Source organism: Leptolyngbya sp. BC1307 (assembly GCF_002286735.1).
In the GTDB taxonomy this organism is placed as follows: domain Bacteria; phylum Cyanobacteriota; class Cyanobacteriia; order Phormidesmidales; family Phormidesmidaceae; genus Phormidesmis.
Window position 1 is genome coordinate 257,300 of sequence record NZ_NRTA01000001.1, and the last position, 26,323, is coordinate 283,622.

The 26,323-nt window shown below is 51.6% G+C and carries 27 protein-coding genes and 1 pseudogene; 7 read left to right on the forward strand and 21 right to left on the reverse strand.

Going from position 1 to position 26,323, the window contains the following annotated elements:
• Positions 1-138 precede the first annotated feature (138 nt).
• The 6 genes from CKL79_RS01170 to CKL79_RS01195 all read right to left on the reverse strand — a co-directional run bounded on the left by CKL79_RS01170 (position 139) and on the right by CKL79_RS01195 (position 7,005).
• Positions 139-1,266 carry a glycosyltransferase gene (locus CKL79_RS01170; protein WP_121967738.1) on the reverse strand — a complete coding sequence of 376 codons (1,128 nt, stop codon included), beginning with the start codon at positions 1,264-1,266 and terminating at the stop codon, positions 139-141.
• A 50-nt stretch (positions 1,267-1,316) separates the two neighbouring features.
• Positions 1,317-2,348, reverse strand: coding sequence for an acyltransferase (locus CKL79_RS01175; RefSeq protein WP_121967739.1), 1,032 nt, complete (start codon positions 2,346-2,348; stop codon positions 1,317-1,319).
• A 73-nt stretch (positions 2,349-2,421) separates the two neighbouring features.
• Complete coding sequence (locus tag CKL79_RS01180; RefSeq protein ID WP_170943917.1) at positions 2,422-3,426, reverse strand: O-antigen ligase family protein; 1,005 nt, start codon at positions 3,424-3,426, stop codon at positions 2,422-2,424.
• A gap of 329 nt (positions 3,427-3,755) precedes the next feature.
• Positions 3,756-4,673: a glycosyltransferase family 2 protein gene (locus tag CKL79_RS01185; RefSeq protein ID WP_121967787.1), complete on the reverse strand. Its 918-nt coding sequence runs from the start codon at positions 4,671-4,673 to the stop codon at positions 3,756-3,758.
• 68 nt (positions 4,674-4,741) lie between these two features.
• Positions 4,742-5,662 (reverse strand): sulfotransferase, encoded by a 921-nt coding sequence (locus tag CKL79_RS01190; RefSeq protein ID WP_121967788.1) that lies wholly within the window; start codon positions 5,660-5,662, stop codon positions 4,742-4,744.
• A gap of 26 nt (positions 5,663-5,688) precedes the next feature.
• Positions 5,689-7,005 (reverse strand): flippase, encoded by a 1,317-nt coding sequence (locus tag CKL79_RS01195; protein ID WP_121967741.1) that lies wholly within the window; start codon positions 7,003-7,005, stop codon positions 5,689-5,691.
• Positions 7,006-7,334: 329 nt separating this feature from the next.
• Between CKL79_RS01195 and leuC the strand changes: the two genes are divergently transcribed.
• A complete protein-coding gene (leuC, locus tag CKL79_RS01200) occupies positions 7,335-8,747 on the forward strand; it encodes a 3-isopropylmalate dehydratase large subunit (protein WP_121967742.1) in 1,413 nt (470 codons plus the stop codon).
• Between the two features lie 3 nt (positions 8,748-8,750).
• Here leuC and CKL79_RS01205 read toward each other — a convergent pair whose 3' ends face one another.
• On the reverse strand, positions 8,751-9,002 hold the full coding sequence (locus CKL79_RS01205; RefSeq protein WP_205878948.1) for a hypothetical protein: 252 nt from the start codon (positions 9,000-9,002) through the stop codon (positions 8,751-8,753).
• Positions 9,003-9,512: 510 nt separating this feature from the next.
• Here CKL79_RS01205 and CKL79_RS01210 point away from each other — a divergent pair.
• Positions 9,513-10,160, forward strand: a complete 648-nt coding sequence (locus CKL79_RS01210) for a Crp/Fnr family transcriptional regulator (protein ID WP_121967743.1) — start codon at positions 9,513-9,515, stop codon at positions 10,158-10,160.
• 2 nt (positions 10,161-10,162) lie between these two features.
• Here CKL79_RS01210 and CKL79_RS01215 read toward each other — a convergent pair whose 3' ends face one another.
• The gene (locus CKL79_RS01215; RefSeq protein WP_121967744.1) at positions 10,163-11,023 is read right to left on the reverse strand and encodes an SDR family oxidoreductase; all 861 of its coding nucleotides are present in this window, start codon (positions 11,021-11,023) and stop codon (positions 10,163-10,165) included.
• Positions 11,024-11,183: 160 nt separating this feature from the next.
• Positions 11,184-11,369, reverse strand: coding sequence for a hypothetical protein (locus tag CKL79_RS01220; protein ID WP_121967745.1), 186 nt, complete (start codon positions 11,367-11,369; stop codon positions 11,184-11,186).
• Between the two features lie 139 nt (positions 11,370-11,508).
• Between CKL79_RS01220 and CKL79_RS01225 the strand changes: the two genes are divergently transcribed.
• Together CKL79_RS01225 and CKL79_RS01230 are read left to right on the forward strand one after the other, a co-directional pair.
• Positions 11,509-11,787: a hypothetical protein gene (locus CKL79_RS01225; protein WP_121967746.1), complete on the forward strand. Its 279-nt coding sequence runs from the start codon at positions 11,509-11,511 to the stop codon at positions 11,785-11,787.
• 36 nt (positions 11,788-11,823) lie between these two features.
• On the forward strand, positions 11,824-12,561 hold the full coding sequence (locus CKL79_RS01230) for a hypothetical protein (RefSeq protein ID WP_121967747.1): 738 nt from the start codon (positions 11,824-11,826) through the stop codon (positions 12,559-12,561).
• Here CKL79_RS01230 and CKL79_RS01235 read toward each other — a convergent pair.
• The 3 genes from CKL79_RS01235 to metG all read right to left on the reverse strand — a co-directional run bounded on the left by CKL79_RS01235 (position 12,558) and on the right by metG (position 16,053).
• Positions 12,558-13,592, reverse strand: coding sequence for an ABC transporter substrate-binding protein (locus CKL79_RS01235; RefSeq protein WP_121967748.1), 1,035 nt, complete (start codon positions 13,590-13,592; stop codon positions 12,558-12,560). The two genes, CKL79_RS01230 and CKL79_RS01235, sit on opposite strands and share 4 nt — an antisense overlap.
• Before the next feature lie 28 nt (positions 13,593-13,620).
• Positions 13,621-14,256 carry a LysE family translocator gene (locus tag CKL79_RS01240; protein ID WP_170943918.1) on the reverse strand — a complete coding sequence of 212 codons (636 nt, stop codon included), beginning with the start codon at positions 14,254-14,256 and terminating at the stop codon, positions 13,621-13,623.
• Positions 14,257-14,373: 117 nt separating this feature from the next.
• On the reverse strand, positions 14,374-16,053 hold the full coding sequence (metG, locus tag CKL79_RS01245) for a methionine--tRNA ligase (protein ID WP_121967749.1): 1,680 nt from the start codon (positions 16,051-16,053) through the stop codon (positions 14,374-14,376).
• Between the two features lie 175 nt (positions 16,054-16,228).
• Here metG and CKL79_RS01250 point away from each other — a divergent pair, with 175 nt between their 5' ends.
• The 3 genes from CKL79_RS01250 to CKL79_RS01260 all read left to right on the forward strand — a co-directional run bounded on the left by CKL79_RS01250 (position 16,229) and on the right by CKL79_RS01260 (position 18,213).
• A complete protein-coding gene (locus tag CKL79_RS01250) occupies positions 16,229-16,561 on the forward strand; it encodes a nucleotidyltransferase domain-containing protein (RefSeq protein ID WP_121967750.1) in 333 nt (110 codons plus the stop codon).
• Positions 16,562-16,632: 71 nt separating this feature from the next.
• Entirely contained in the window at positions 16,633-16,938 is a 306-nt protein-coding gene (locus CKL79_RS24315) for a HepT-like ribonuclease domain-containing protein (protein ID WP_121967751.1), read from the forward strand.
• Positions 16,939-17,022: 84 nt separating this feature from the next.
• A complete protein-coding gene (locus tag CKL79_RS01260; RefSeq protein ID WP_240518580.1) occupies positions 17,023-18,213 on the forward strand; it encodes an amidohydrolase family protein in 1,191 nt (396 codons plus the stop codon).
• A 25-nt stretch (positions 18,214-18,238) separates the two neighbouring features.
• Here the strand turns inward: CKL79_RS01260 and CKL79_RS01265 are convergent, their stop codons facing one another.
• From CKL79_RS01265 to CKL79_RS01305, 9 genes and pseudogenes are all read right to left on the reverse strand, one after another.
• Positions 18,239-18,526, reverse strand: coding sequence for a phycobilisome linker polypeptide (locus tag CKL79_RS01265; RefSeq protein WP_121967753.1), 288 nt, complete (start codon positions 18,524-18,526; stop codon positions 18,239-18,241).
• Positions 18,527-18,566: 40 nt separating this feature from the next.
• Positions 18,567-19,439, reverse strand: coding sequence for a phycobilisome linker polypeptide (locus tag CKL79_RS01270; RefSeq protein WP_121967754.1), 873 nt, complete (start codon positions 19,437-19,439; stop codon positions 18,567-18,569).
• A gap of 69 nt (positions 19,440-19,508) precedes the next feature.
• Positions 19,509-20,330 carry a phycobilisome linker polypeptide gene (locus tag CKL79_RS01275; RefSeq protein WP_121967791.1) on the reverse strand — a complete coding sequence of 274 codons (822 nt, stop codon included), beginning with the start codon at positions 20,328-20,330 and terminating at the stop codon, positions 19,509-19,511.
• Between the two features lie 142 nt (positions 20,331-20,472).
• Positions 20,473-20,961: a phycocyanin subunit alpha gene (gene cpcA / locus CKL79_RS01280; protein WP_121967755.1), complete on the reverse strand. Its 489-nt coding sequence runs from the start codon at positions 20,959-20,961 to the stop codon at positions 20,473-20,475.
• Positions 20,962-21,029: 68 nt separating this feature from the next.
• The gene (locus CKL79_RS01285; RefSeq protein ID WP_121967756.1) at positions 21,030-21,548 is read right to left on the reverse strand and encodes a phycocyanin subunit beta; all 519 of its coding nucleotides are present in this window, start codon (positions 21,546-21,548) and stop codon (positions 21,030-21,032) included.
• Between the two features lie 485 nt (positions 21,549-22,033).
• Positions 22,034-22,195: pseudogene (locus CKL79_RS01290) on the reverse strand (phycocyanobilin:ferredoxin oxidoreductase); the annotation flags it as partial.
• A gap of 36 nt (positions 22,196-22,231) precedes the next feature.
• Positions 22,232-24,118 carry a response regulator gene (locus CKL79_RS01295; RefSeq protein ID WP_121967757.1) on the reverse strand — a complete coding sequence of 629 codons (1,887 nt, stop codon included), beginning with the start codon at positions 24,116-24,118 and terminating at the stop codon, positions 22,232-22,234.
• 70 nt (positions 24,119-24,188) lie between these two features.
• Positions 24,189-24,632 carry an ATP-binding protein gene (locus tag CKL79_RS23715; RefSeq protein ID WP_240518581.1) on the reverse strand — a complete coding sequence of 148 codons (444 nt, stop codon included), beginning with the start codon at positions 24,630-24,632 and terminating at the stop codon, positions 24,189-24,191.
• Between the two features lie 184 nt (positions 24,633-24,816).
• Positions 24,817-26,250, reverse strand: a complete 1,434-nt coding sequence (locus tag CKL79_RS01305; protein WP_121967758.1) for a sodium/glutamate symporter — start codon at positions 26,248-26,250, stop codon at positions 24,817-24,819.
• Positions 26,251-26,323: the final 73 nt, after the last annotated feature.

Genomic DNA, 26,323 nt, shown 5'->3' on the forward strand with positions numbered 1-26,323 from the left:
CCTCCCTAGTGAGGGCTAGTGATTTCATTTATCTTAAATCACTGACTCAAGTGATCGGCTGTTTGTGCCGTAGCAAAGACCAAAGCGCAGGTTTCTACACAGCATGTCAGCGGGCAACAGAGACGGGTTGTCGCGTTTTCAACCAAACAGATGCTGCTGGTATTCGTCTAAGATCCTGTCTAGACAAAAGCGCTGAGCCCGCTGTTTAAGCTCTTGTGACCGGGGCGGTTCGTTCAAAGTATCTAAAATCGCGCTAGCCATTTCTTTCCACGCTCCCACCGAGACTAACCTACCGTGTTTCCCATTCTCCAAAATTTCGGTGGGTCCGCTCGGGCAATCGGTTGAGACAACTGGCGTTCCGGCCCCCATAGACTCAACTAGCACATTGCCAAAGCCCTCCCAAGCCGATGAGAGTACGCAAACAGAAGACTGAGCCATATAGGCAAGCGGGTTTTCAACAAAACCTGGAAAGGTAACTTCAGCTTCACTCAAATTCAGCTCCTTGCAGAGCGCAAGCAGTTTTTGATGTTGGCTTCCCTGACCCAAAATCATCAGCCTAGCAGGCAGTTGCTGCCGTACTAGGCTATAGGCTCTAATCAGCGTTTCAAAATCTTTTTGCGGCTCTAGCCTACCCACACCTAAAATCAGGGGACAATCCGGGTCGGAGAACCACGGGTGTTCTGGGTAAGCCCTGGCCGTATCGTCAAAATCGGGTGTGATAATGGGATTGTAGATTACTCGAACTTTATCAGGATGAATGCCTAGCCTTGTCAAATCTTCAGCTACGCCATGAGAAACAGCGACAACCAGATCGGCGAAAGGATAAGTCCATCTAATCAGTTTTGGAACAAGCTTACGCTTTAAACTCTTTAAGCGCTTAGACTCTTGCGTCAGATTATTGTGAACTGTGACCACCATTCTTGTAGGCACGCGGGCCAAAAGATGAGCAAAAATAGCCGCTAAGTTAGTGTCTTCAAGCGCGGTTATTAAAACATCGGGCTGCGTTTGCTTGAGATAACTAACCAGCTCCGGAATGCTGCTTGATAATTTGCTGGCCTTAAAGCCGATGAGCTTGATATCTCGATGAAGCTTAGAGAGATAAGGCCCTTCCGAATTCACCAAAAGCAAATCGACCTCGAAGCCTCTAGCAATAAACCCATTGGCCAGGTTGAGCATGACCCGTTCGGCCCCGCCACCCCCTAGATCGGTTAGGAAAATTGCAATCTTTTTAGTAGATTTACTACACGCTTTTCTATCTTTGGCCATTACCTAACTTCCTGATTCCTTCAGACATCTCATTCAGATATTCTTAAACTTCAGCTGTAGGTAAATAAATACCGAAGTTTGGTATGTCGAGAATATTTGCCAATCATAATAGGCAGATAAATGCCAGCCAATGTTCCTGCAACAATATGAATAAACGGGTTGGCAATACCAAATATGCTTTGCAGAGCAATTCGTAGCCCCGCAATTACAATGACATGCACCAAAAATATTTCTAAGGAAAAATGTCCCCATAACCCAATAAATGCGTAGAAATCAAAACGAACTAGCAGACCAGCCAAACAAATAGAAGCAAACATACCCGGTGCAGCGGCTAAAGGTATCAGCTCAACTTGATTATTCCAACCCCAAAAAACGGCCAGGCTCAGGATCAAGTAGCTACCTATGCTGAAGACAAGCAGATGCAAGCTCTTAATTGATTTGAGCTTTAGCATCAGCTCAGAGCTCTGACCTACCACCGTTCCAACTGCTAGATAAATAGCGAAATGCCGGGCGATATTAAAAACGCCTACACCGGAGCTAACCTCCAAAATTAGAAGAAAGTATGCAGCGGTAGAGGCGACTAGAAATGAAAAAGAGGACAGACGCAATCGATGAAAGATGGCATATGCCAGGCTTATTACAAATAAAATATAAAGGAACCAGAACTGATCAGGAGGCTGGTAGAGGATCTTCCAAAAACTGTCTAACAAAAGCAAAAATCCGGCGCTACTGTCACCGCTACCATAGGTCAAAGACTGCAAACTCTCTTGAATCAGTGACCACACTAGATAAGGGTAGACCAGTATCGTTAATCGATTAATAACAAAAGCTTTAAATGGCCTAGATGTTGACCTATAGAGAAAAAGTCCCGACAGGAAAAAGAACAAAGGCATATGGAAGGCATAGATCCACTGGTCGAGATAGTCGAATAAGAATGATGTTGACAGAATGGCGTTATCGGCTAGTCCCCTGAGAACATGACCTAGCACCACTAGAAATATACCAAGCCCTTTTGCATAATCTACCCATAGCAGACGAGTGACAGGCTTTGAACTTGGTTGAGCATCTATCTGAGCTGTCATAAGGCATTGGGGTAACTTTGAGCGGGCTCTAGACTATCCGGTTTTATCAACGCTTTCTACGCCGCTGCCTCGGTCAGGGGATAGGTTCAAGCTGCATCTCTTCAAACTGCATCTCTTTAACCTGCAGCTTTTCAGACTGCGTCTTTTTGAACTGATGGTAGTCTGACAGGGTAAGGGCAACAAGAAGTACAAAGAAAATTGAATTGTGGAGAATGAGCGTCGCCTCAGTCTGGTTATATAAGATTAAAAAAGTCAAATATACTAGGGGCCAGTAAGCTGTTTGCACGCCCACCGGCATAGGCAACGCTGCTGCCCGCAGCAGGGTATGTAAGAAGCTTAGGCCAAACAAAGCAACGCCTACAAATCCGAAGGCCAGCGCCAGCTCTAGAAAGCCATTGTGCGCATCTTTAGGTAGATAGATATTGTTAAACACTTTGCCAACATAGGCCGAGCCGCCATAGATATCGCGCCAGAAGCCTAAGTAGCCATAGCCTAGCAGCGGACGTTCAGCAATCTTGTAGCTAACCGCGCTCCAAATCGTTGTTCGGCCCGTTAAGGTCAGGTCTTTGCCTGCACTATTAGCAATGTTTCCCAGGTTAGAGACCAGCAGCAATGACGAGCCTAAGAGTGTCACTAGGAATAAGCTCACACTAGGGATCAGTAGGGCAGAGCGATTTCTGATAAGTGAATATAGACCTCTATAGGCATATACCGATAGAAAGAGTAAGCTGACTACCAGCAAAGCGGTTTTAGAATCAGATAAGACAATCATTAACCCGGATAGAGAAACGATTGCTAGCCGGGTGACGTTCCAGAGGGCGCTCTTTGACTTGTATAAATAGGTAGAAATACAGCAGAGCACAATGATTTTCGCAAACTCATTTTTTTGGATGAAGGGGCCTCGCCAATCGCCCGCATGTCCTCCGGTTTCGATCGCACTGCCAGGCAGCGCGACTGAATATAGGAAAGAGGTCACGATGATGATGCTACTCGCGATCGCCAGCAGCTGCAGCTGTTTACCTAGACTAAACCGTGAGCCAAAGTAAACGCCAAAGGTGATCGTTTCAAAAAGTGCCACGGACTTCCTCATAGTGTCAGAAGGAAAATCCGACCATAGGAAAGAACCCATCATGAGCGCGACCAGCAGCCAGAAAATAGGAGCCCTCAGACTGGCAACTAAAGAAAGCTTCCATCTGAGCAATATCAGCAGTAAGGCTATCAGAAAAACGCCGTGCTGCAGCGCCTGTAACAACGGCGTTAGAGGATTATAGATGGCAACAGCGGACACCCCTAGACTATTGAATGAAGACCCGTTAAACAGACTAGAAAAAGCCAGCAAATTTGAGTAAAACAGCAGCGAAAAAACTGCGAAAAAATCTTCTGCAGAAGATAATGTTAGCCTCATGGTCATCTTTTTCTCCCCAAGTAATAGCGCTCTCTCAATTTGACCTTTATCCGCTCTAGGAAGGAGAGCGAGGCGTAATAATCTTTGACCAAACGGTGCAACTGCTGGTCATCTTTTTGAGACTGCTGTAAAAACTCGGCTGCTCCTAGAGAGAATAGGTTATTAGCATAGGCTTTGATCTCAGGAAAGTCTCTCCTTAAAAAGTAAGCCGTCTGCAGCAGGATTTTGGCGCGCAAGAGTGGTCTGTCGTCACGAAAGGTATAGGCGTTACTCGGATGTATTCTTTGCAGGGCTAAGTTTTCAAGTAAGATATAGCCCTTGCTGACGCCTAGTGCAGCGTATTTAATATAGTCATCGCTAGTAATTCTAATTTCTAGCGGCATCGGCAATATTTTTTCTAGCAGCTCTCTTCTAAAGCACATGCCCGAAGTAACGATGCTTTTAAAGGGCATGGCCTCGCCTAGCTTTCCCCTTCTCAATAGCTTACGCAGGTCATAGGGGCCAGGTGCGCCGCTATACTGCTCTGGCGCTAAGTATTGCTTAAGGTCATTGTCTACTCGTTCGAGCGGATGAAAGCACCACCCCACCTCACGGTAGCGGTCAAAGATATCGACTAGCTTTTGTAGCTTATCGGGCAAAAAGACATCGTCAGAATCTAAAAAGCAAACGATATCGCCCTGACTTTTTTCAAAGCCTGCATTAAAAGCAGATGCCTGCCCACCGTTTTTTTTGGCTATAGGCACAATGCGATCACCATAGCTTTTAATCACCTGCCAAGAGTTATCTGTCGAGCCATCATCGACGACGATTACCTCTATATTCTCATACGTTTGCCGTAGAGCGCTATCGACCGCTTGAGTTAAAAACGGCGCGTAGTTGTAGTTGTTGATGAGGATACTAACGAGAGGAGTGGCGTTCATTGGCGGCTGGGCGGCTAGGCACGTAAGCTTAGAAGTTGAGTTGGCTGCAGGGAACATGGCCGAAGCGTTCATCGAGCTGTTGTATCTAGCCATAGTGAGAGATCTTGCTGAATGAGGGCCTGCAGCTTGAGAATATCTGCTCGAAATAGCTGACTCAGGTAAGCCCTATCTGCTTCTGGAAGTTCAGGCTTTTGACTGTCGGCTACATTCCAGCGCTTGATCTGGTCAGCGATGCGGTGCCGTACGCTTAACGGCAATAGTCGCTTGGCCGTTTCTTTAAGCGGATTAGACTTTAGCAGCAGCCTGTTTAAAGCTAGGCTCTTTGGCATTTTAGAAACGTTGTATTTCGTAGACGTATCGGGGACAAAATCTTCATCGACGCCCAAGAATGTAAACATATCTCTAATGACTGCTTGAGGATTTTGCTTAAAGTCTTCATACATATAGACTTTGACTTGCTCTCGACCAAACAGCCGATAATAGCGCTCAACTTGAGCATAGTAGAATCCTCTTTGGGTGTGGTGCCAAATTGGATCCCAGTTCATTTCTACACGGCCTTTTTCGGCCTGAAGCGCCGCAGAAAAGCTCTTTTGCAGCTCATCGCCATCTCTGACCAGGTGTAGAAAGCTCGCGTAGGCGGCATCGACCGGGTTGCGCAAAATTGCGATAATTTTTGCGTTGGGAATACAGCGCTTGATCTGATCGGCAGCGGTGCGACTGCTGAGGTAAGTCGTCGAGGCTTCGCCAATGGCTATCTCGTCTTGCGCACCGTCAAACAACCTTTGATAGTCTTCCAACCGATGAACTGCCAATTTGAAGCGGTCTGAATCGCCCGGCCCCTGAAAATCAGCCTTTTGATTATTCAGCATAAAAAAGTGAGGTTCTTTAACAGGAGACATATAAACCTCGGGATGCTGTCTGAGATAGGCGTAAATCGAGCTGGTACCTGCTTTAGGCGCACCTATAATCAGGAAATTAGGCATTGTCATGGCTGATAACTCCTCAAGCGCCTTGCCTAAATCCATTTACCAAGCGCTGTAGAGCGAATCCCCAGCCTTTTATAGACTAAGAAAACCAGCAGTACATTCCAAGCGATACGGCTGGCTGTAGTTGCGATCGCTGCGCCCTCTAGCCCGCTCGATGGAATTAAAACAGCGTTTAAAATAACGTTCAGCACAGCGCTCGCCGTTACGCCAAAGGCGACATCGCGCTCATAGTGAGTCATGGTTAAAAGCAAAGCCACCGAACCGGTAGCGGCGTTAAAAAGCTGACCGACAATTAAGATGGTCAAAGCGCTTTTCCCTTGAACAAACTCCGCACCAAAAAGCGACAAGAAGAAACTGCTGAAGACGGTCAGCCCCAAACACATAGGCACCGTTGCCAATAAAATCATTCGAGAACTTTTAGTGACAATTTTCTGTAATCTGTTGAAATTTCCCTGAGCATACAGACTGGCGAAAGTAGGCGCTAGCGAAGTATTAAACGCGATCAAAACGAAAGAAAGCAGGCTCGAACCTTGAGAGGCAATGCTATAAATGCCCACCTCCGCCTGATCGCGCATCACGCCTAACATAATCGTATCGGTTCGATTATTGATGACGTACATGCCCCCAATCAGCAGCATCGGCAGGGCACTTCGCAGCCAAATTCTTGGGGCGTATTCAGCAGGGACTTCTTGGTAGACAGCAGGCAGAGACTTCGTTAGAAACCAGGTACCAAATAAAAAAGCAACGCCGTTAGCCGCCACATACAGGCCCATTGCCCAAGGGGCGGTAAAGTTTTTGCCAAAAGCTAAATAGCTCCCACCCAGCAAGCTGATAAATAATACAGGGCGGATTAAAAATTCGGGTAGCTGACCTAATACGATGCGGTTGAGCGCCTGCATCGTCGGCTGGCGAAGCTGTGTCAGGGTCATTAAAGGCAGGGCGATCGCAGCTATGCCTAAAATAGAAATTGTCTGAGGTGTGGCGTTTGTCAACCACCGCGTCATCCCTACAAACAGTAAAGCCAGGGCGAGAGACGTTAACAAAACAATTTTGTTTGCCCAAAGCAGTAGCCCCTTTGCCAGCCCCCAATTCGACTTTGACTGATAGATAGAGATCTCGCGCGTAATCAGTCCCGGTAGCCCTAAGAGCGCAGGAATGGTGAGCAAGTTAAGCCAGGCAAGCGCATAAGCATAGCTGCCATAGCCTTCAGCCCCTAAGAAACGGGCCAGCAAGAGGGTGCTGACGTAGGCAAACCCGGCGTTGGCTACCTGCAAGCCAAACGTGCCCGCAACTGCTTTAGCTAAGAAGCTGCGCAGACTATTTTCCTGTTCACCCAAAGATTTCATCAATAAGTCCGTAAGCCATCTGTGCGCTGTCAAAATCAAATTCTACTCAGCTCATCTGTTCCAGCCTCTATAAGGCTGTTGAGTCGAATAGACGGCTTCCTCTGACTCATTCAGATAGCTTGACGTATTTTTAGCGAGTTTAGTTTCTTGAACGACATCCGTACGCTGGCTATGGGTGAAGTGCGATCGCTCTCCAGCGATTCAGCAGGAACATTGCCTGATTCAAATTGACAGAATACTCACAAGTCTTCATCCCCCAGGATAGGGCCAATAGTTTACTATATTGAACTCACCCGTTTTCTACTGGTTCGGCGAACCGCGCAGCAGCTATGAGCACAGGCACCCTGTTTGACAAAGTTTGGGACGCACATACCGTCGGCATTTTGCCTTCTGGCCAAACTCAGCTATTCATTGGCCTGCACCTGATTCATGAAGTGACCAGCCCTCAAGCTTTTGCGATGCTAAATGAGCGCGGGCTCAAGGTGATGTATCCGCAGCGGACGATTGCCACAGTCGATCACATCGTGCCGACTGAGGATCAGTCTCGGCCCTTTGCCGACCCGATGGCCGAAAAGATGATAGCGGCGCTGGAGACCAACACGCAGGCGCACAATATCCGCTTTTTTAATGTGGGATCTGGCAGTCAAGGAATTGTGCATGTGATCGCCCCAGAGCAAGGGCTGACGCAGCCGGGCATGACGATTGCCTGTGGCGATAGCCATACTTCTACGCACGGGGCCTTCGGTGCGATCGCCTTCGGCATTGGGACCAGTCAGGTGCGCGATGTGCTTGCTTCTCAAACGCTAGCGCTGGCCAAGCTCAAGGTTCGCCGGATTGAAGTCAATGGCGAACTGCCACCTGGCGTTTTTGCCAAAGATATTATTCTGCACATCATTCGCAAACTCGGCGTTAAAGGCGGAGTGGGTTACGCCTATGAGTTTGCCGGAAGCGCCATTACTAGCCTCTTGATGGAAGGGCGTATGACCCTGTGCAATATGTCTATCGAGGGCGGCGCTCGCTGCGGCTATGTCAACCCTGACCAAACCACTTACGACTATTTACAAGGCCGTGACTTTGCGCCTACCGGCAGTCAGTGGGATGCCGCCGTTGCCTGGTGGGAAAGCCTGCGCAGCGATGCCAATGCCACCTATGACGATGTCGTCAGATTTGAAGCCGCCGACATTGCCCCTACTATTACTTGGGGAATCACTCCCGGACAGGGCATCGGTGTTGACGAAGCTATTCCTGCTCCGGAGGCTATGCCTGACGACGAGCGGCCTGTTGCGGAAGAAGCCTACCGCTATATGCAGCTTGCCCCTGGTCAGCAGATTGAAGGGACCAAGATTGATGTTTGCTTTATCGGTAGCTGCACCAATGGCCGGATCAGCGACTTGCGCGAGGCAGCTAAAGTAGCCAAAGGTCGGCACGTTGCTGGGGGCGTTAAAGCCTTTGTTGTGCCAGGCTCTGAGCGGGTTAAAGCGCAGGCCGAAGCTGAGGGCTTAGATAAAATATTTGTAGAGGCGGGCTTTGAATGGCGGGAGCCCGGCTGCTCTATGTGCCTGGCCATGAACCCAGACAAGCTAGAAGGCACTCAGATTAGCGCCTCCTCTTCTAATCGCAACTTTAAAGGGCGACAGGGCTCAGCTTCTGGCCGTACGCTGCTGATGAGCCCGGCGATGGTGGTCTCTGCTGCAGTCACCGGTCAGGTTAGCGACGTGCGTCAGCTCGCGCCGGTTGGGTAGAAGCTACTCAACGTCCTCACTAGGTGGCTCAATGTCTAGAGTCGGCACCTTAATGGTTCTCTCTTCTGTAGAGACATCTACCTCCGGCCCTTCGACATCGTAGGTAGGTGCTTCTCCGGCCTCAATGTCAACGTCGGGGAGTTCTCCTTCGCTGGTTTGCTCGACCCGGCAGCCGCTGACCGAAACCGTTAGTAATAGGGCCGCTGGGAGTAGCAGGAGTCGTCTCCAGCACAACTGATGGAGTACATTAGTCATTCTTTAAAACCTCTCGTGGTAACGGTTGCTTGAGGCTTGCCTAGTTGACGGAGCCATTTAAGGCACACAAGCGTCCACGCTCCGCAGCACCAGTGTGAATCATAAGTTGCATTTGGCCTATGGCTAATGACAGGCACCGGCGGGCTGCATAAAATCACCGTACATACTTTCTTAAGCGAAGCAATACTCCCATGCTACGTAAGAAGCTGGACAGGTTCATCTACCGGTAGGTGCGCTTAAATATTCTTTTCAGACTTAGATATCTTTCTTGTGCGGCGTCTTCGTTAGCCTCTGATAATTACTAACCAAATATTGTTCTTCCCTTAACCTTCTCTTTCCTTTGGGTTAACGCTTGTCACTAATGATGACCGTAAAGTCAGCAGGCGCTCGTTCAAGAGCAACAGGTACCTAAAGTTAGCAAATTGATCTAGCTGCTGTAAGTCTGCTAGCACACATTTCTCACTGCTTTTTTACTGCTGATCGCGAGGTTAATTCGTTTTGTCTTTAGCTATGTCTACTTCAGCTCAAGCAACTTCTCATCAGATCGTCACGCCGCTAGAGCAGCTCTATCAGGAGCGATCGCTCATCCCCTTTACCGCTGGCCGCAATATTCCCTTACAGCGTCAGTATCTCTACATCATCTGCCGGGGCATTGTGCAGCTCCACACCATTCACGCCGACGGGGGCGAAACTCTAGTCGGGCTATGCGGGCAGTCGATGGCCTTTGGCCGCGCCCTCAGCAGCGCTGATCCTTACTGGGCAACAGCCCTAACTGACGCCGATATTTTGCCTTTAGCCGTCAGCGAAGTCGAAGCTTCCCCCGCCCTGAGCGCCGCCCTGTATCCACAGATCGTTCGCCGTTTGCAGCAGGCAGAAGCCTGGCTGTCTATTTCAGGTAAGCGGCTAGTAGCCGACCGCCTGCAGTGCCTGCTGATTCAGCTCGCTCAAGACTTTGGCCATGTCGAACCTGGCGGCGTGCGGATCAAGCTGCGCCTGACTCACCATCAGCTCGCCACCATCATTGGCACAACCCGCGTTACCGTCACCCGGCTGCTGCGCGACTTTCGGAACGAGGGCTGGCTCAATATTCACCAGCGGCAGCTGATCTTGTCGCCTGAGGTGGTAGGGCTAGCGCATCAGGGCGATTCGGCTGATTAAACCTACGCACCTACAACCACACCGCCATTAGGATGAAGCACCTGTCCGGTCATGTATGACGAGTCTTCTGAGGCGAGAAATACGAAGCAGGTAGCCACTTCGACGGGCTGGCCAGGACGCTTCATCGGCACTTGTTTGCCAAAGCCTTCTACCTTTTCAGGTGGGAAAGCATCTGGGATAAAAGGCGTCCAGATCGGGCCGGGGGCGACGCCGTTGACGCGAATGCCTTTTTCGAGCAGGCGCTGAGAGAGCGATCGCAGAAAGGCTAGATTAGCGCCTTTGGTCGTCGAGTAGCTAAGCAGCGGGGCATTGCCTTTGTAGGCGTTGATCGAGGTAGTGATGATGATAGCGCTGCCTTCTTTCAGGTGGGGCAAAGCGGCCTTGGTGAAGTAGAACATCGGGAACACGTTGGTGCTGAAGATGCTGCCGAGCCTGGCCGAATCGATTTCTTCCCAGTCTTCTTCTAAATACTGCTCAGCGGCGTTGCTGACCAAAATATCCAGCTGGCCAAATTCATCAACGGTCTTTTGGACCACTTCTTGACAGAAGGTTTCGCTGCTAATGTCGCCAGGCAGCAGCAGGCATTTTTGCCCTAGCGCTTCGACTGCTTCTTTGGTTTTTTCAGCATCTTGAGTTTCGTCTAGGTAAGAAATAGCGACGTTTGCGCCCTCTTTGGCATACAAAACGGCCACCGAGCGCCCAATACCGCTATCGCCGCCGGTGATCAGGGCTACTTTGCCCTTGAGCTTTTCGCTGCCCTTGTAGCTATCGCGATCAAAGATGGGCGATGGCGTCATCTCATGTTCGTGAGCAGGCTGGCGATCTTGCCCCTGAGCGGGAATTTGATCAGCAGAAATTACCATGTGGAGTCTCCTTTCATAAAGATTACTCCGTCTATAAAAGCGGTTCTGCAGTCTTTTTTTCACCTTCTAAGAGCAGAATTTAGCAGGTTGCTTTCTGTAAATCTCTACGTCCTAAGAAGCAAGCTCGGGGGCCTTTGGGTACGATTTTGGGCGCGATCGCCTACTCTATATCTGTCGGCTCAGCTGCCCCATCGGTCGCTCCAATGATGGTACTTGCTAGCTGAACGGCCCAGCCGCCAACCGCGACAAAAAATAGCAGCGTCAGCGGCGCTAGCCCCGCAAAGGGAAAGGCAATCAGTAAAAGAATCGTCAGTAAAATAGTCAGTCGAATCCAATCGCTATTCATGGCATATCTCTGTAACAACGTGCCTTTAAAAATAACGGCTAGCGTCAAGGTCTGTCTTCAGCCAGAAGACTACTTGTTAGTAACTCTCTACGCTCAAGAGTGACGTTTTAGCTTTCATCCCAGTGATGAGCGTTAGTTTATGAATATTTTGAAGATTTCACGAGTGAGCCGGCTAATCAGCCTATCCAAGCTGCGCAGGTTGGCGATGGTGTTAGTAGCGGGCGTTTTGATGCTGGTGACTACGGCCTGCAGTCAGCCCGATATCACCGCTAGCCAGCCGCCAGTACCTGAGGCAACTGAAGCTGCCGTTGACCGAGCGCAGGATAATCTCAGCGATCAGGCCATTGATGAAGATGTCCTCTCCCGACAGGGAGAATCTCGGGCCCGGCAGAGTGGTGGCGCGGCAACGACCGAATAGCTACTCTAAAGCAACAAGCAAGCGTTAGGACTAGCTATGATTTCACTCGCGTGGCTGTCGGGCCTCATCGCCTTACTGCTAGCTTTGGTCCACATCTACGCTGGCACGTTCAAATCGCTCAAACCTACGCCCCGCAGCCGCTGGCTTTCACTAGGCAGCGGCGTCTCGGTGGCCTATGTCTTTGTCCATATCCTGCCGGACCTGGGCGCTGCTCAGGCTGACTTTCAAAGCAATGTAGAAATTTTCGACACGATTGAGCACCATATTTATCTGCTGTCGCTATTGGGGACGCTAGCGTTTTATGGGTTAGAGCGAGCGGCGAAGGTGTCGCGTCAGCGGAGCCGGCAAGAGGGGGAGGGCGATGCGACTCAGCCGGGGGTCTTCTGGCTGCACATGGCTTCGTTTTCTCTGTATAACGCGCTGATTGGCTATTTGTTGCTGCATCGGGAAGAGCCTGGCTTAGGTAATTTGGTGGTGTATGCGATCGCTATGGCGCTGCACTTTATGGTCAATGACTACAGCCTGAGTGAAGATCACAAGCAGGCATATGAGCACAGAGGCCGCTGGATTTTGTCAGCCGCTATCGTTTTTGGCTGGGTGATCGGCACCCAGACGACCGTTCATGAGGTGGCCACTGCCGTGCTCTTTGCCTTCTTAGCCGGTGGCATCATTCTCAACGTGCTCAAAGAAGAATTGCCCCAGGCGAGAGAAAGCCGCTTTTGGACGTTTGCCCTCGGCGCAGCTGGCTACTCAGTATTGCTGCTAGCCCTCTAAATTGGCTCAGCGATATTGGCTCGCGCAGTCACCGCTGCGGGTAATGTAACGCCCAGCGCTGTTGCCGCCGCTGGGTTGATGTGAAGCTGTAGATTTTCGGCGTACTCCACTGGCAATTCGCCCGGTCTGCTGCCTTTGATGACTTTGACAACCATTGCCCCAGTTTGGCGACCGATATCGTAGTAGCTAAAGCTAAAACCGGCGATCGCCCCCCGAGCTACCGCCTCTTCGCTGCCAGCAAACACAGGCACTCCGCTATTTTCACCGGCTTCGACGACGGCCTCTAGCGCTGCCATTACCGTCTTGTCAGGCGGCACATAAAGCGCATCGACCGATCCCGCTAGCGTACCGGCAGCCTCTGATACCTCATCTGAGGCGAAGACCGTCACACCCTTGACTTCGGTAAATCCCTGTTCGGCAGCTTCGGCTGTGATCGACTCGATCAGCCGGGCCGCGCTTTTTGTGCCTGCGTCATAGATAACGCCAATGGTTTTGGCCGCTGGCAATATTTCTTTAATCAAAGCAAGGTGGGGGCCAATGGGTGAGAGGTCGCTGACGCCGCTGATGTTTTGACCGGGTTTGGCGGTATCTTCGACCAGCGCACTGCCGACCGGATCGCTCACGGCTGAAAAAATGACGGGTGTTTTTTTGACCGCAGTGGCGATCGCTTGAGCGCTAGCAGGGGCGATCGCCACAATCACCGTGGGCCTGGCCGCCGCATACTTCCGAGCAATTTGCGCCGCTGTCACCGGATTGATCCGAGCGCTGCGCCACTCCCACCGCAGCGTCTCACCTTCTACATAGCCTGCCTCAGTCAGCTCGTCTTTAAGGCCATCGCGCACTGCGTTAAAAGCAGGCTGCTCAGCCATCTGTATCACCGCGACAAACGGCCGCTCATCAGCGCCGCCGACCGTCTGCGCTGCCTGGCTACAGCTGATGAGCAAAACATTTAGCAGAGCAGCTAGCCCCATCAACACAAAGGGCATCAGCTTAGCGCGACTCAAGAAAACCATAGCTTTACGGGAATTCATAAAGAGGGTTCACAGCGGCGATATCAGCCTACTTTTGCGCTGGTGACACCGTTGCCGCTGCCACACCTAGCGCGATATAGGTGCCGCCAGCAACGTACTTTTGCCGCCGCAGAAATAAGGGATTTTGCCGAAACCACTGCCGTAGTTGTCCAGCGATGACAAAATAAGTGCTGTCGCTCAACAGACCGAGGCTGATAAAAACCAGACACAGCGGTATAAGCTGCTGCCAGACTGGGCCGATAGCAGGGTTTATAAACTGTGGCAAAAACGCCAAGAAGAAAATAGCGGCTTTGGGATTTAATACGTTGACAACGACGGCCTGACGAAAGATGACAAAGAGGGGATCTTTGACGATCGCCTCATCAATTACCAGAGTTTCGTGCGATCGCAACTTCTGAAGACCCAGATAAATCAGATACAGTGCCCCCGCATATTTAACTACTGAAAAAGCCGCTGCCGACGTCATCAGAACCGCCGACAAGCCTAGTCCGGCTGCGACAAAGTGAACTATTGCCCCTACGGAAATTCCTAAAACAGAGGCGATTCCGGCCTGCTTTCCCTGATCCAAACTGCGCGTCACAATATACAGCGTTGCCGGTCCCGGCATCACGACTAGCGCTGCACTAGCCACACCAAACGAAATCAACGTTGCGCTATCTACCACAATCACTTCCCCTTCAGATACGGTAACGGTGCTGAATCCGCGATTATTTTAGACTGCCGTTCATAATTATGTCGGTGCTCTTTCCCATACTGATAGCTATGGGCAAACAGTCATGAGCTACTCACCGCCGTACTGAGCCTTTAGCTCGGCGACCCGGTCGTCGTCTATTTTTTGAAACAGCACGGGTGGCACTTCAAACGCTCGCCCTGCTTTAAGAATGGTCAAGTCAGTCGCGTCGGTCATGGTGCTCTGACGCTCTGCCCCTGTCAACTGCAAGGCATCGAATAGCCGCTCTGCAGTCTCTGGGATAAACGGCGCTGAGGCCACTGCATACAGCCGAATCAGGTTGACGCAGGTACGAATAACGACAGCAGCCTGATCTTTATCCTGCTTAAAGAGTGTCCAGGGAGCCCGCACGTCTATATATTGGTTGCCCGCTGACCAGAGGGCGTTGAGAGTTTCGGTGGCTTTGCGAAACTGCATGTTCTTGAGGTGCGATCGCAATTCCCCAACCAATTCCTGACACCGCGCCTCTAGCTCAGCCTCTGCTTCTCCGGGCTCACCGCCATCGGGTAGCTCATTGCCAAACCGCGACGCCGTAAACTTCAAAATCCGGTTGATAAAATTACCAAAGTTATCAGCTAACTCCTTATTCACCTTGGTCTGAAACTGCTCCCAGGTAAATGCCGAATCTGAAGACTCCGGCGCAGAGGCCATCAGCATATAGCGCCAGTAATCTGCCGGGGCAATCTCCAGCGCCTGATCTAAAAACACGCCGCGCTTAGAGCTGGTCGAAAACTTACCGCCGTAATAGTTCAGCCAGTTGAAGCCCTTGATATAGTCCGCCATTTTCCACGGCTCGCGCGTCCCTAAAATGGTCGCTGGCCACATAATTGTGTGAAAAGGCAAATTGTCCTTCGCCATAAACTGCGTATAGCGCACATCCTCAGCGTCATACCACCAGCTTTTCCAATCGCGGTCAGGGTTAGCTTCGCCCCAGCTTTTAGTCGCCGACACGTAGCCAATCGGCGCATCAAACCACACGTAAAATACTTTGTCTTCAAAGCCTGCTTTGGGCACGGGCACGCCCCACTTCAAGTCGCGAGTGATGCCCCGGCTTTGCAGCCCCTCATCTAGCCACTTTTTCGCAATCGATTTAGTCAAGCTCGGCCAGTCCTGCTGCGACTCTACCCAGCTGCGCACCTCATCGCTGAGTTTATCTAGCCGCAAAAATAGATGCCGGCTCGTGCGCACTTCTACAGCGGTACTGCCTGACACTGCCGATCTGGGGTTGATCAAATCAGTTGGATTCAGCATTTTTGTGCAGTTTTCGCACTGGTCGCCGCGAGCCTTTTCATAGCCACAGTTAGGGCAGGTGCCTTCGACATAGCGATCAGGCAAAAATCGCTCGTCTGTGATCGAGTAGACCTGGCTGATTTCACGCTCCTCAATAAAGCCATGCTGATCGAGGCTGCGATAGAAGTCTTGAGTCAGTTCGCGCTGCGCTTGAGACGACGTTCGACCGAAGTAGTCAAAAGAAAGGCCAAACTTTTGGTAGACCTCTGCCTGCCGCTCGTACTGCCGCTTGCAAAAATCAGCTACGTCCAGCCCTTCTTCCAGTGCTGCAATTTCAGCCGGTGTCCCATGCTCATCAGTACCGCAGATGTATAAGACTTCTTCGCCCTCCTGCCGCAAAAACCGGGCATAGACATCTGCTGGCAGCATGGAGCCCACCAGATTGCCAAGGTGCTTAATACCGTTGATATAGGGGAGGGCACTGGTGATGAGATGTCGCATATGGCCGGGAGGGTCAGTCAGTAAGTAACGGATTAAAAGATAACCTTAAACTAAGCCTAGCGGTTTGCGGTACGTGCTGACCAGTCTGCTGGAGCTGGATTCACTAAAATGTATGTGATTACTCCCGCATAGCGAATGTAGTAGCATAGAGGCCAGCAGACAGCGGTCAAAACAGATGATTTCTCTACCTATTGCTTGGCCTACTCGCGAAATGGATAGCTTCTGCGATCGCTGGCTCGTCTCAGAGCTGTCTCTCTTCGGCTCGGTTCTCCACGACGACTTTCATGCAGATAGCGACATCGATATCTTAATCGAATTCGCATCTAACACGCATTGGACGTTGTTTGACAAAGTTAAAATGCAGCAAGAACTTGCCACCGTTCTACATCGCAAAGTAGATCTAGTCAGAAAACAAGCTATTGAGCGCAGCCAAAATCCTATTCGCCGCAAGAATATTCTCTCGACGGCTCGTGTCATCTATAGAAAAGAATCTTATGTCAGCAAATAGAGATATTGAGTCGCTCACAGACATTCAGCGGGCGGCAAAGAACGTCCTAAGCTTTAAGCAAAAGATGAGCTATGAGGAGTTCTGCGCAGACGAAAAAACTCAGTCAGCCATTGTTTTTCAGTTACTTTGTTTTTCAGTTACTTGTCATTGGGGAAGCAACCAAAAGACTATCAATAACGCTACGAGAGCAGTATCCCAACATACCCTGGCTACTCATGGCCGGTATGCGAGATAATTTAATCCACGATTACCACGGTATTAGCATTGGAGAAGTTTGGGACACCTCCGAAATCAGTATGCCTACTTTGCTTCGCTCGCTAGAGGCTGTAGTAGCAGGCCCCGATCATCTAAGGCTGACCTTAGAAGACGAATCATAACTGACGGCGAAACTTTAGCGTTAATTCAAATGAAAAATGGAAACAGGGTCTAAAGCAGCATCGTTGAAAATTGAGGATGCCACCTTGATAGGGCGTAATGGGCGCTGGACAATCGCAGTTCAAAACGGCTTAATCGTCGAAGTCGCTCCCGCCATCACCACAGAGGCTTCCCAAATCATCAACGCCAACGGCAACCTTGTCATTCCAGGACTTGTAGACCCTCACTTGCATCTTGATAAGGCATTGCTTTTAGAACAATGTCCGGCAAAAGAAGGAGACTTTCAAGAAGCACTAGAAGAGACTTTCAGCCTCAAACGTAACTTCACTATTGAAGATATTCAGGCGCGGGCGCGGCGGGTGCTGGAAAGCGAGATCGCCTTTGGCACCACAGCCACCCGCAGCCATGTAGAAGTTGACCCGGTACTGAAGCTGACCTCTATAAAGGCGCTGTTGCCGCTAAAAAAGGAATATGCCTGGGGCCTAACCCTACAGCTCGCCGTATTTGCCCAAGAAGGGATTACCAATCAGCCTGGCACCGAAGCACTGCTGCGAGAGGCGATGGCGATGGGCGGCGATGTGATCGGCTCTGCGCCTTACACCGATTCTGATCCTGAGCAAAACATTTGGATTGTCTTCGACATTGCTCAAGAATTTGACTGCGATGTGGATTTTCACCTGGACTTTTTAGACGATGATGCGCCGCTGCTGCTGCCTTTTGTCGCGAGTGAAACGATCAAGCGAGGCTGGCAAAATCGCGTTTGCCTGGGCCACATGACCCGACTTGCCGGACTCTTCCCAGCCGATCTCAAGGCAATGGGCGCACTGCTAAGAGACGCGGGCATCTCGGTGCTAGCGCTGCCCGCATCAGATCTATATATGATAGCTCGTAAGGATACTCACAATATTCGGCGGGGGATTGCGCCGATTCAGCAGCTAATTGAGCTGGGGGTAAATGGGGCGATCGCCACCAACAATATCCAAAATCTCTTCACGCCCTTCGGCGACGGCGACCCGCTCAAAATCTGCACGCTAATTGCCCAAACTTTGCAGCTTGGCACCACTGCTAGCCACGAGCAATGTCTAGAAATGGCCACCACCCGCGCTATCGGCATTCACAATTATGGTATTGCGCCCGGGAAAGCGGCTGACCTGGTAATTGTCGAGGCTCGCTCAGCTTCTGAAGCCATTGGCGCAGCCCCGACCGGTCGCATGACGATTAAGCGCGGACGAGTCGTGTCGCAGACGAGCGTGCAGCGAACTTTGACTCGGGGCTAGGGCTTACGCCACTCGGGGCTGGGGCTTACGCCTCGTTCGAAACCGCTGCTTTAGGCGCTGCTTTATCTGAGGGAGAAGCCGCCGCCGACTCACTCAAAGGGCGAATGCTGACGATCTCTCCGCCCAGCTTGGTGACGCGCCGCATTTCTTCATTCATACGATGGAAGGGTACCTGCATAAACTGGCTTTGACTGCTGCGGATGGGCGAGCGAGAAAGGGCTGTTACCTCGTTTTGGCTGAGGCCAGCGACCTCGTATACAAAAACTCGGCTGTCAGTATTAGCGGCCTTGCTGGCTGCGTATTGTCCTAACATAGTTATCTCGGGATGAATGGTTGACTCTAGGTGGAGCGGCTTAAGCAGGGGTAATATTGGCTACCCGACCGCCTGATTTGTTGATTCGCTGTAGGGTCTGCGACAGTTCTTCGTAGGGCACCACTAGCGCCCGACTGCTGCGGCGGATGCTGGGATAACCAGGGAACCGCTGGCCTGACACTTCAATGCGATAGAGCTGACCGCGCTCTGTAGTACCGGTGGGTCTAGCAAAAGCGCGATTGGGAACATTGCCTTGCTTAGCGTCCCGGTAGGCCCAGCCGTTGCTGTCTGTGCCAGAGGGAGGCACCACTGCTGAGACGCTCCCTTGGGCTAGCTCGGCGGCGAGACGAGAGTCACTGCCTGCAATTTGAGCGCGATCGCTATTCGCATAGCCCCGATACAGGCTAAACATCCGCGTAAAGCCCGCAGTCTTTTGGCCAGTTTGCGTGTCGAACCCCCGGTAGTAAGGCACGATTCTATCGCCGAAGCTGCTCTCATACTCTGCTGTATCAATGTACGAGTCGATATCGGCATCGAAGCCCTCGTTTTGATAGCGATCAAGATGCTCAACCACTTCAGACTCGTCGTAGGGCGCTCGGCCTAGTAAGTGCTTAAAGTTCAGCTCAATCACGCGCGTTTGAAAGTTGGGGTACAAAAACTTCTCTTTGTACAGATCCGACTTAGCCACCGCGCGCACAAAGTCTCGAATGGTCAAAGCACTGTTGGTCACCAGAGACTCCAGCGTAGTAAGCCGCTGTGACTGCATGATATAGTCGTTGCCCAGCACCTGCCGGTAAACGGCATCAATCGCAGCTTGAACGTCGCCCGTAGAGAAATTGGGACGCAGTTCTACGGGACTTTGCTCAGTGAAGGCGGCGGTGCCCAACCGAGCGGACGCTGTTGTAATAGCCACAGATATAGATCTCCTTAGACGACGGGATGAAATGTTTTTACTTGCTTTGAAAGCGTGTTTGTTGGCGGGTTAAGCCGACGTAATGCTGACAATCTGGCTGCCGCGCTTATTCAGTCGCTGCAAGGTGGCCGAAAGCTGCTCGTAGGGCACTGTGTATTCTTGAACGCCTAGCCGCACCTGCGGGGCTCGTCCGCCTGCTACCCCACGAGCTTTTTGAGAAACGCGAACCCGGTATAGCTGTTCGCGAGCGCCACCAGTGACGCCTTGCAGCTCTTTACCGAGGGTCGATGTTCTAACTGGGCTGGCTGAGTTGCGGGCAAGTTCTGCGGTGAGGGTCGCTTTTTTGGAGTTGGCGCGATCGCTGCTTGCCCGGCCTCTATAGAGCTGAAACATCCGCGAGAAGCCAACGGTCTTTTGGTTTCTTTGGGTGGCAAAGCCGCGATAGTAGGGGACAATGCGATCGCCAAAGCTCTCCTGATACTCTAGCGAATCAATATAGCTGCTAATTTCAGCGTCATAGCCCTGCTGAATGTAGAGATCGACATGCTCAGAAATTTCGCTCTCATCGTAGGGCGCTCGGCCTAGCAAGTGCTTAAAATTCAGCTCAATAAAGCGCACCTGAGGGCTGTTGTAAAAAAACTTTTGTCTGTATAAATCCGACATCGCCAGCGCGCGAACAAAGTCAACCACTCGAATGGCACCCTGCCGCAGCAAAGATTCAGCGCTGGTCAGCCGCTCAGAACTCATCACATGGTCGTTGCCAAACACCTGGCGATACGCCGACCAAATAACCGACTGCACGTCGTCTTCAGATGCATGAGGCCGTAGCTCGGTAGGCGACGATTGGGCGGGTTCAAATCCTAAAAGTCTTGCAGAAGTTTCACTTGTCATCATGGAATCCTCAAAGCTGACGCTAAAACTGTGTTTAATATCTAGAGTATTGTCTGATTGCCCCCACCCCAGTTCTCTCTCCTAATTAGTAATAAGAGGAGGGTGAGGGGATGAGGGCACTTCATCGGCAGTCGCTACCGGCTTAGCTCAGGGCATTGATAGCGTAGTCAATGTAGGAGTTAGCTTCAGTCGCTGCGTCACCATCTAGGCCATGATTAGCGCGAATGTGCTTAAGCGCTTCTACATACCAACTAGGCGACAGTTCAAAGGTGCTGTTGATTGCGCCAATGCCAGAGAGCAGATACTCATCCATGGGGCCAGTGCCGCCGGCAATCAGGCAGTAGGTAACCATCCGCAGATAATAGCCAATGTCTCTAGCACACTTGGCTTTACCAGAAGAATTGGAGGCAAAATTGTTGCCTTCCATTTGGGTGGTGTAGGGAAACTTTTTGTAGACGGCTTGGGCGGCACCATCGACCAGGCTATCGGCGTTTTTGCTCAGGGATTGCGCGGCAGAGAGCCCGGCTTGAGCCTGACGGAAACGACCAAAGGCCACCTGAAGCTCTGAGCTACTGAGGAAACGGCCTTGCGAATCAGCGGTTGCAACCGCTTCTGTCATGGGAGTTTTCATGGATTAATCTCTCTAAAGGATGTAAAAAGAACGAAGATGAATGTGAAAGCGATTTTACACGCGAATGGCTAGCTAACGGCTGCGGCTGCTCGGTCAAAGTAACCGCCCAGTTCAGACATCAAAGAGCTGCAGTCGCCCTGAGTAATGCCGTCGCGGTTGTTGGCAATAGCTACAGCGGATTCTTTCATCTTGTTCACACCGGTAGCGACGGAGTTACCCGGTACGCCCAGGGCAGTGTAGGTTTCGCGGAGGCCGTTCAAGCAGCGGTCATCCATCACACTGACATCGCCGGTAAACATAGCGTAGGTGACATAGCGCAAAATGATTTCCATATCGCGCAGGCAAGCAGCCATGCGACGGTTGGTGTAAGCATTGCCACCCGGGGCAATTAGCTGAGGCTGCTCAGAGAACAAATCGCGCGCCGCACTGGCCACAATTTCAGAAGCGCTGCCGGTAATCCGGTTAACGGTATCAATGCGCTTGTTGCCTTCGGCCACCATTTTATTGAGGGCGTCGATCTTGTCGCCGCTGATGTACTCGCCCCGGGCATCCGCCTGAGAAATCACTTTGGTAAAAACGTCAAACATGTGAAAACATCTCCTGCTTTTGGAAAATGAGAATAAAACTGTCTCGATGCTGGTTCGTGGCTTGTGACCTTGGCTGCAGGTACGTTCTAAACCGGGCTGTATTACCTTGGCTCTGCCATAAATTCAGGCTTGCTGTGAAGAGAAGCGTATCCCCCAAACAGCAGGATGGCAAAAGTTAGAACATTACTTACAATCTGTCACACTCAGCTACAGACACCCTCACTAGGCTGTTCTGTTGGCTTCAGCGCTCAAAGTCGCGACGGGTTGACGGCGAGGACTCAGGCGGTTTGAACCAGTAACTTGATTAAATCAATTCAGTTGTGCAGATCCTGTGCACAACAGTGTTGCTGACTGGTTACAATCTCTCGAAAAAGCGCTAAAGCCTTGTCAAAAGCGCCTTTGAGGTGATTATGAAAGCGTTTTCACAAGTCTAATAAACTTCATATTCCGTAACAGAAGGGGGGGAATAGCGTTTATTGAAAGCTCGGATGCGGAAACATCACACAGTGCAAGATATCCAGATTGTTCCCCACTTTGGCCAGTTCGATATAGAGCTTGCGAAAGTGAGTCGTTTGATAGCAAACATTTTCGACTACCAGCCGTTCCCCTTCCAGGCTGCCTTCTACATAGCCTAAATCGGTCGGCATCACTTCCCGTGCAGGCATTGTGCAAAGCCCGTGCAGCTAGAGCGCCACCTGACGGCTCCGTTTTAGCCGATTCAGCACCCGGACTGCGAGATCTTTGCCCTGAATGGGCTTGGTGATGTAGTCGTCGGCCCCTAGCTCAAACGCCCGCTCCTGGGTTGACCGGTCGGCATGGACGCTCAAAAACACGATGGGCAAATACTGCCACTGCGGGTGGCCGCGCAGCACTTTGCACAGCTCAAACCCATTGATATGGGGCATTTCAATATCGAGAATGACCAGATCGGGCAGCACCTGATTAAACAGCGACCAAAAGCGCTGCGGGTTGGCCAGCGGCGTAATTTCTAAATTCCAGGGTTGCAGCAGTTGCATGACCTGCTTGAGATAGTGCGCGTCGTCATCGACGATCATAATTTTGCGCAGATGGGAGCCCAAGTGGGTGGCTTGAGAAATCGCCTCCAAAACCTCAGACGGCACCACCGGATACTCCAACACCATCGTGCCCCCTCGACGGGTCAGATCCAGGCGATTGCCAAAGTCGGCCTGCGGCGTAATCACCAGCACTGGGAGCTGCGGCCAGCGCTGGGAGACCTGCGTGATAAATTGCAGCAGCATTTGCAAAATTGGCTCGTCGAGAATCGAGTCAGTTTCATCGGCGACCAGATTGATCAGCACCAAATCTGGCAAATCATTGGGCGAGTCGGCCTCTGCCTCAGAAGCGGACGGCGCTGAGTCCAGGGCTAAGCGCTGGGAGGCTTTGCCTATCGACGCAGCTACGGTGGTTTCGAAGCCCTGGGCGATAGCTAAAGCCATGATTTGCTCAATGTAGGGCATCTCGTTGACATCGACGACGAAAACAGCGGGCGGACGGGGCGTGTCATCCGGCGGGCTAATTAGCTTAGGTGGGTCATCTAGGGCATGGCCCAGCGTTGTCACCAGCGTGAGAAACTGTGAGGCTTGAGCTGATAAGGTCTCGCTCTGCAAAAGCTCTTCTATGCGCCGGGCCAAGCGATAGCCTTCCGCCAGGCCAAAGGTGCCCAACGTACTGGCCAGGCTGTGGGCGATGTGCTTGGCTTGCGCCTGCTGCTGCTCGCTCAGGCTTTGCTCCTTGAGCGTGCGGGCAATGTGCAGCAGCGTATTCCAGCGCTCTACGCTTTCTCCCTTGTGAGCGTTCCAGGCTTGGGTGAGCCCTTCTAAGTAGCGGTGGCGATCGCGCTGAGCAGGCGAAGTCGGTTCGCGCTGTGAAGCCAGTGCCCCGGTCTTTAGCCGATAGCCCAACCCATGTACCGTCTCGATCAAATCGCTCGGGGTTCCCGCAGCTTTGAGCTTGTGGCGCAGTCCACGAATGTGCGATCGCACGGTAGACTCGCTCGGAAATTCTTCTGAAGACCAGACTCTATCGAGCAGCGCCTTGGCGTTAAAGACCTGATGGCTGTACCGCAGGAATAGTTCTAGCAGCGAATATTCCTTGGCGGTGAGGGCCACAAGCTGCCCGCGATAGGTGACTTCGCAGCTAATGGGATCGAGGCAGAGATCTCCCCAGGTTAAGACGGGGGTGGCTTCGGTCAGCGATCGCCGCAGCAAAACCCGAATTCGCGCCAGCAGTTCGCCAATGTCACAGGGCTTGACGACATAGTCATCGGCTCCGGCTTCAAGCCCTTTAATTTTGTCGGTTTGATCGTCTTTGGCGGTGAGCAGTAAGATCGGGACGCTGTAGCCCTGCGCCCGCAGCCGCTGGCAGAGCTGAATGCCGTTGAGCTTCGGCAGCATCCAGTCCAAAACAATCAAATCGTACTCAAAAGTAGACGCGTAGGCCCAGCCGGTTTCACCATCGGCCACCCGATCTACTACATAGTGCTGAGCAGAGAGGTGCCCGCTCAGCAGCGTAGCAAGGGCGTCATCATCGTCAATCAATAAAACTCTCATTAGCTACGCAATATCGTCCCAGTCCAACAGCTTTGAAATTTCGCTGGCCAAAGAAAGCGGATTGAATGGCTTAAGAATCATCCTGGCGACGCCCAGCTTTTGAAACAGTAGCCTGACGTTCTACCCAGATTTGACCGCCGTGTTGTTCTACAATTTTGCGACAGCTCGCAAGCCCCAATCCCGCCCCCCCTTTTTTGCGTGAATCAGAAGTATCGATCTGCTGAAACCGCTCGAAAATACTGTCTAGCTTGCCAGCAGGGATGCCCTGACCGTTTTCTTGAACGTAGAAAAGGGCCATAGCCGGGGGAATGCTCTGGTGATTTTGCGACAGGCGATCGCTCCCCCGAACCGTTTTGCCGGGGCTTGAACACTTAATGGCCACACTCGCGAGGACTTCGGGCAGCGAAGTCTCACCAGAGGCGGTGAGGAGATGGGTCTCCATAGCGACATTTCCCGCAGCAAGCTTGGTAGAAACTTCAGCGGAAAGTTCAAATGCCTGATCGGTTGGAGACATCAGCAGCGGGTTCTAAATTGACGCATAGACTGCTCCTAATCTATGCGCAATCGGGCCAGACCACCGCACAATTGTTTTTATTCTTTAAGTTTCTAGATTGCTTTAGTTACCTAAGTTTACACCCGTCTTCGGGCCTTTCTACACCGCTCGCCGTTGCCTTCTCTACAGGCGATTGATCGCAAGGTCACTCTGCAACCGCCCCCATACGCCGCGACTCCTGCCTCATCAGTAAAAAACCAACCCCCAGCCAAAACACCAGCAGCCCCGCTGTGATTAATAGCGTTACCCACAGCCCTAGCTGGGCAATCAAAGCCGGAGCCGCTGCGGTAAATAACCCGCCGCCGACAATCGGTTCAAAAAAGAGCTGCTTATAGGCGAAGCTCTCAAACGCGCCCGATTTGTTCTCCGGGTCAACCATTGTCAGCAGCAAAATGCCGGTCGCTGTCACTCCCATTGACTGCCCCAAGTCGCCAATGCCTTTCTCCAGCCAGTAGTCAGGGAAAATGCGCGGCGCATAGTATATAAAAAAGCAAATATTCCAGGCAATTCCAGCAATGCTCAGCACCAGGAATATACCTAAATTACCGCCAATTACCTGCAGGGAAATTGAGGCTAGGGCGGTGACGATCACGACATCGAGCGCCATGCCCGCGATGTTTTTAGTTAGCCTCGGAATAATCAGCGCGTCTAGTCCTAAGCGAACCATGCCAATTTGCACGAGAATGCCGCCAATCAGCGCCATTGGAAACAGCGGCACGTATTCCATCATTGTGAAGCCGGTTTGCCCCCAGGTGAGCGTTTCGATCAGTACCAGACCCTGCTGAATTAGCCAGCCAAAGATCACGGCAATGCCGACAAAGCCAAAGTTGAGCGAGAGCGGATCGACCAATAAGCCTCTAGAGAGCTGCCGCCGCCGCGCTCTCACCTCTGGGTTATCAGAGTGAGTCAGCTCAGGAATGCCCTCTGAATCTTCTACTTCAGCTCGTTCTGTTTGGACATATCCTTTGCGGCGACCCCAGTCGGCGATAAACGTACCGGTGATAATGCCAGAGACAATGCCGACAGTTGCAAGTCCTAAGGCTAAGTCAGCGCCTTCTTCAAAACCTAATTCGCCCAGTGTCCCGGCCATACCACCTGCGGTTCCGTGGCCGCCTTCAAAGCCAATTTCAATCAGCGCCGCCGAAATCGGGTTGGCATCAAACAGCGGGATCAAAATAATCAGCGTGACTAGAATGCCGACGACGTACTGCCCCCAAGCCAAAGATTGGCCAAAGACCACCTGAGGCGCAGCCTTTCGCCAAATCGCGCCAGGGCTTGGAATGATTTCTCCTAAGAAGAGCGCGGCAAAAACGATATTGATAAAGATGCCAGGTGACTGAGACCACACATCGCGAATCGCTTCAGTGAAGAGGCCACCGGAGAGCAGCGTGCCTTCTCCGCCTATGGACGTGGCGATCGCCCCCAATATCTGCGGCCCTAGAATTAGCGCGATCGCTCCAGCGACAATCGACTCCGGCAAATAGAGCCGCTGAATCCAGCGCACTCGCTGCTTGACAAGCCGCCCCGCCAAAATCAGCAGTGCAATCCAGATAAAGGCAAAGAAAACTTCTTTTAACATGGTAGTAATGCAGCAGTAGCTTTTAGACGAAGGCGGTTGGTTAAGACTAAGGATGCGTCTTTGATGCGTATTT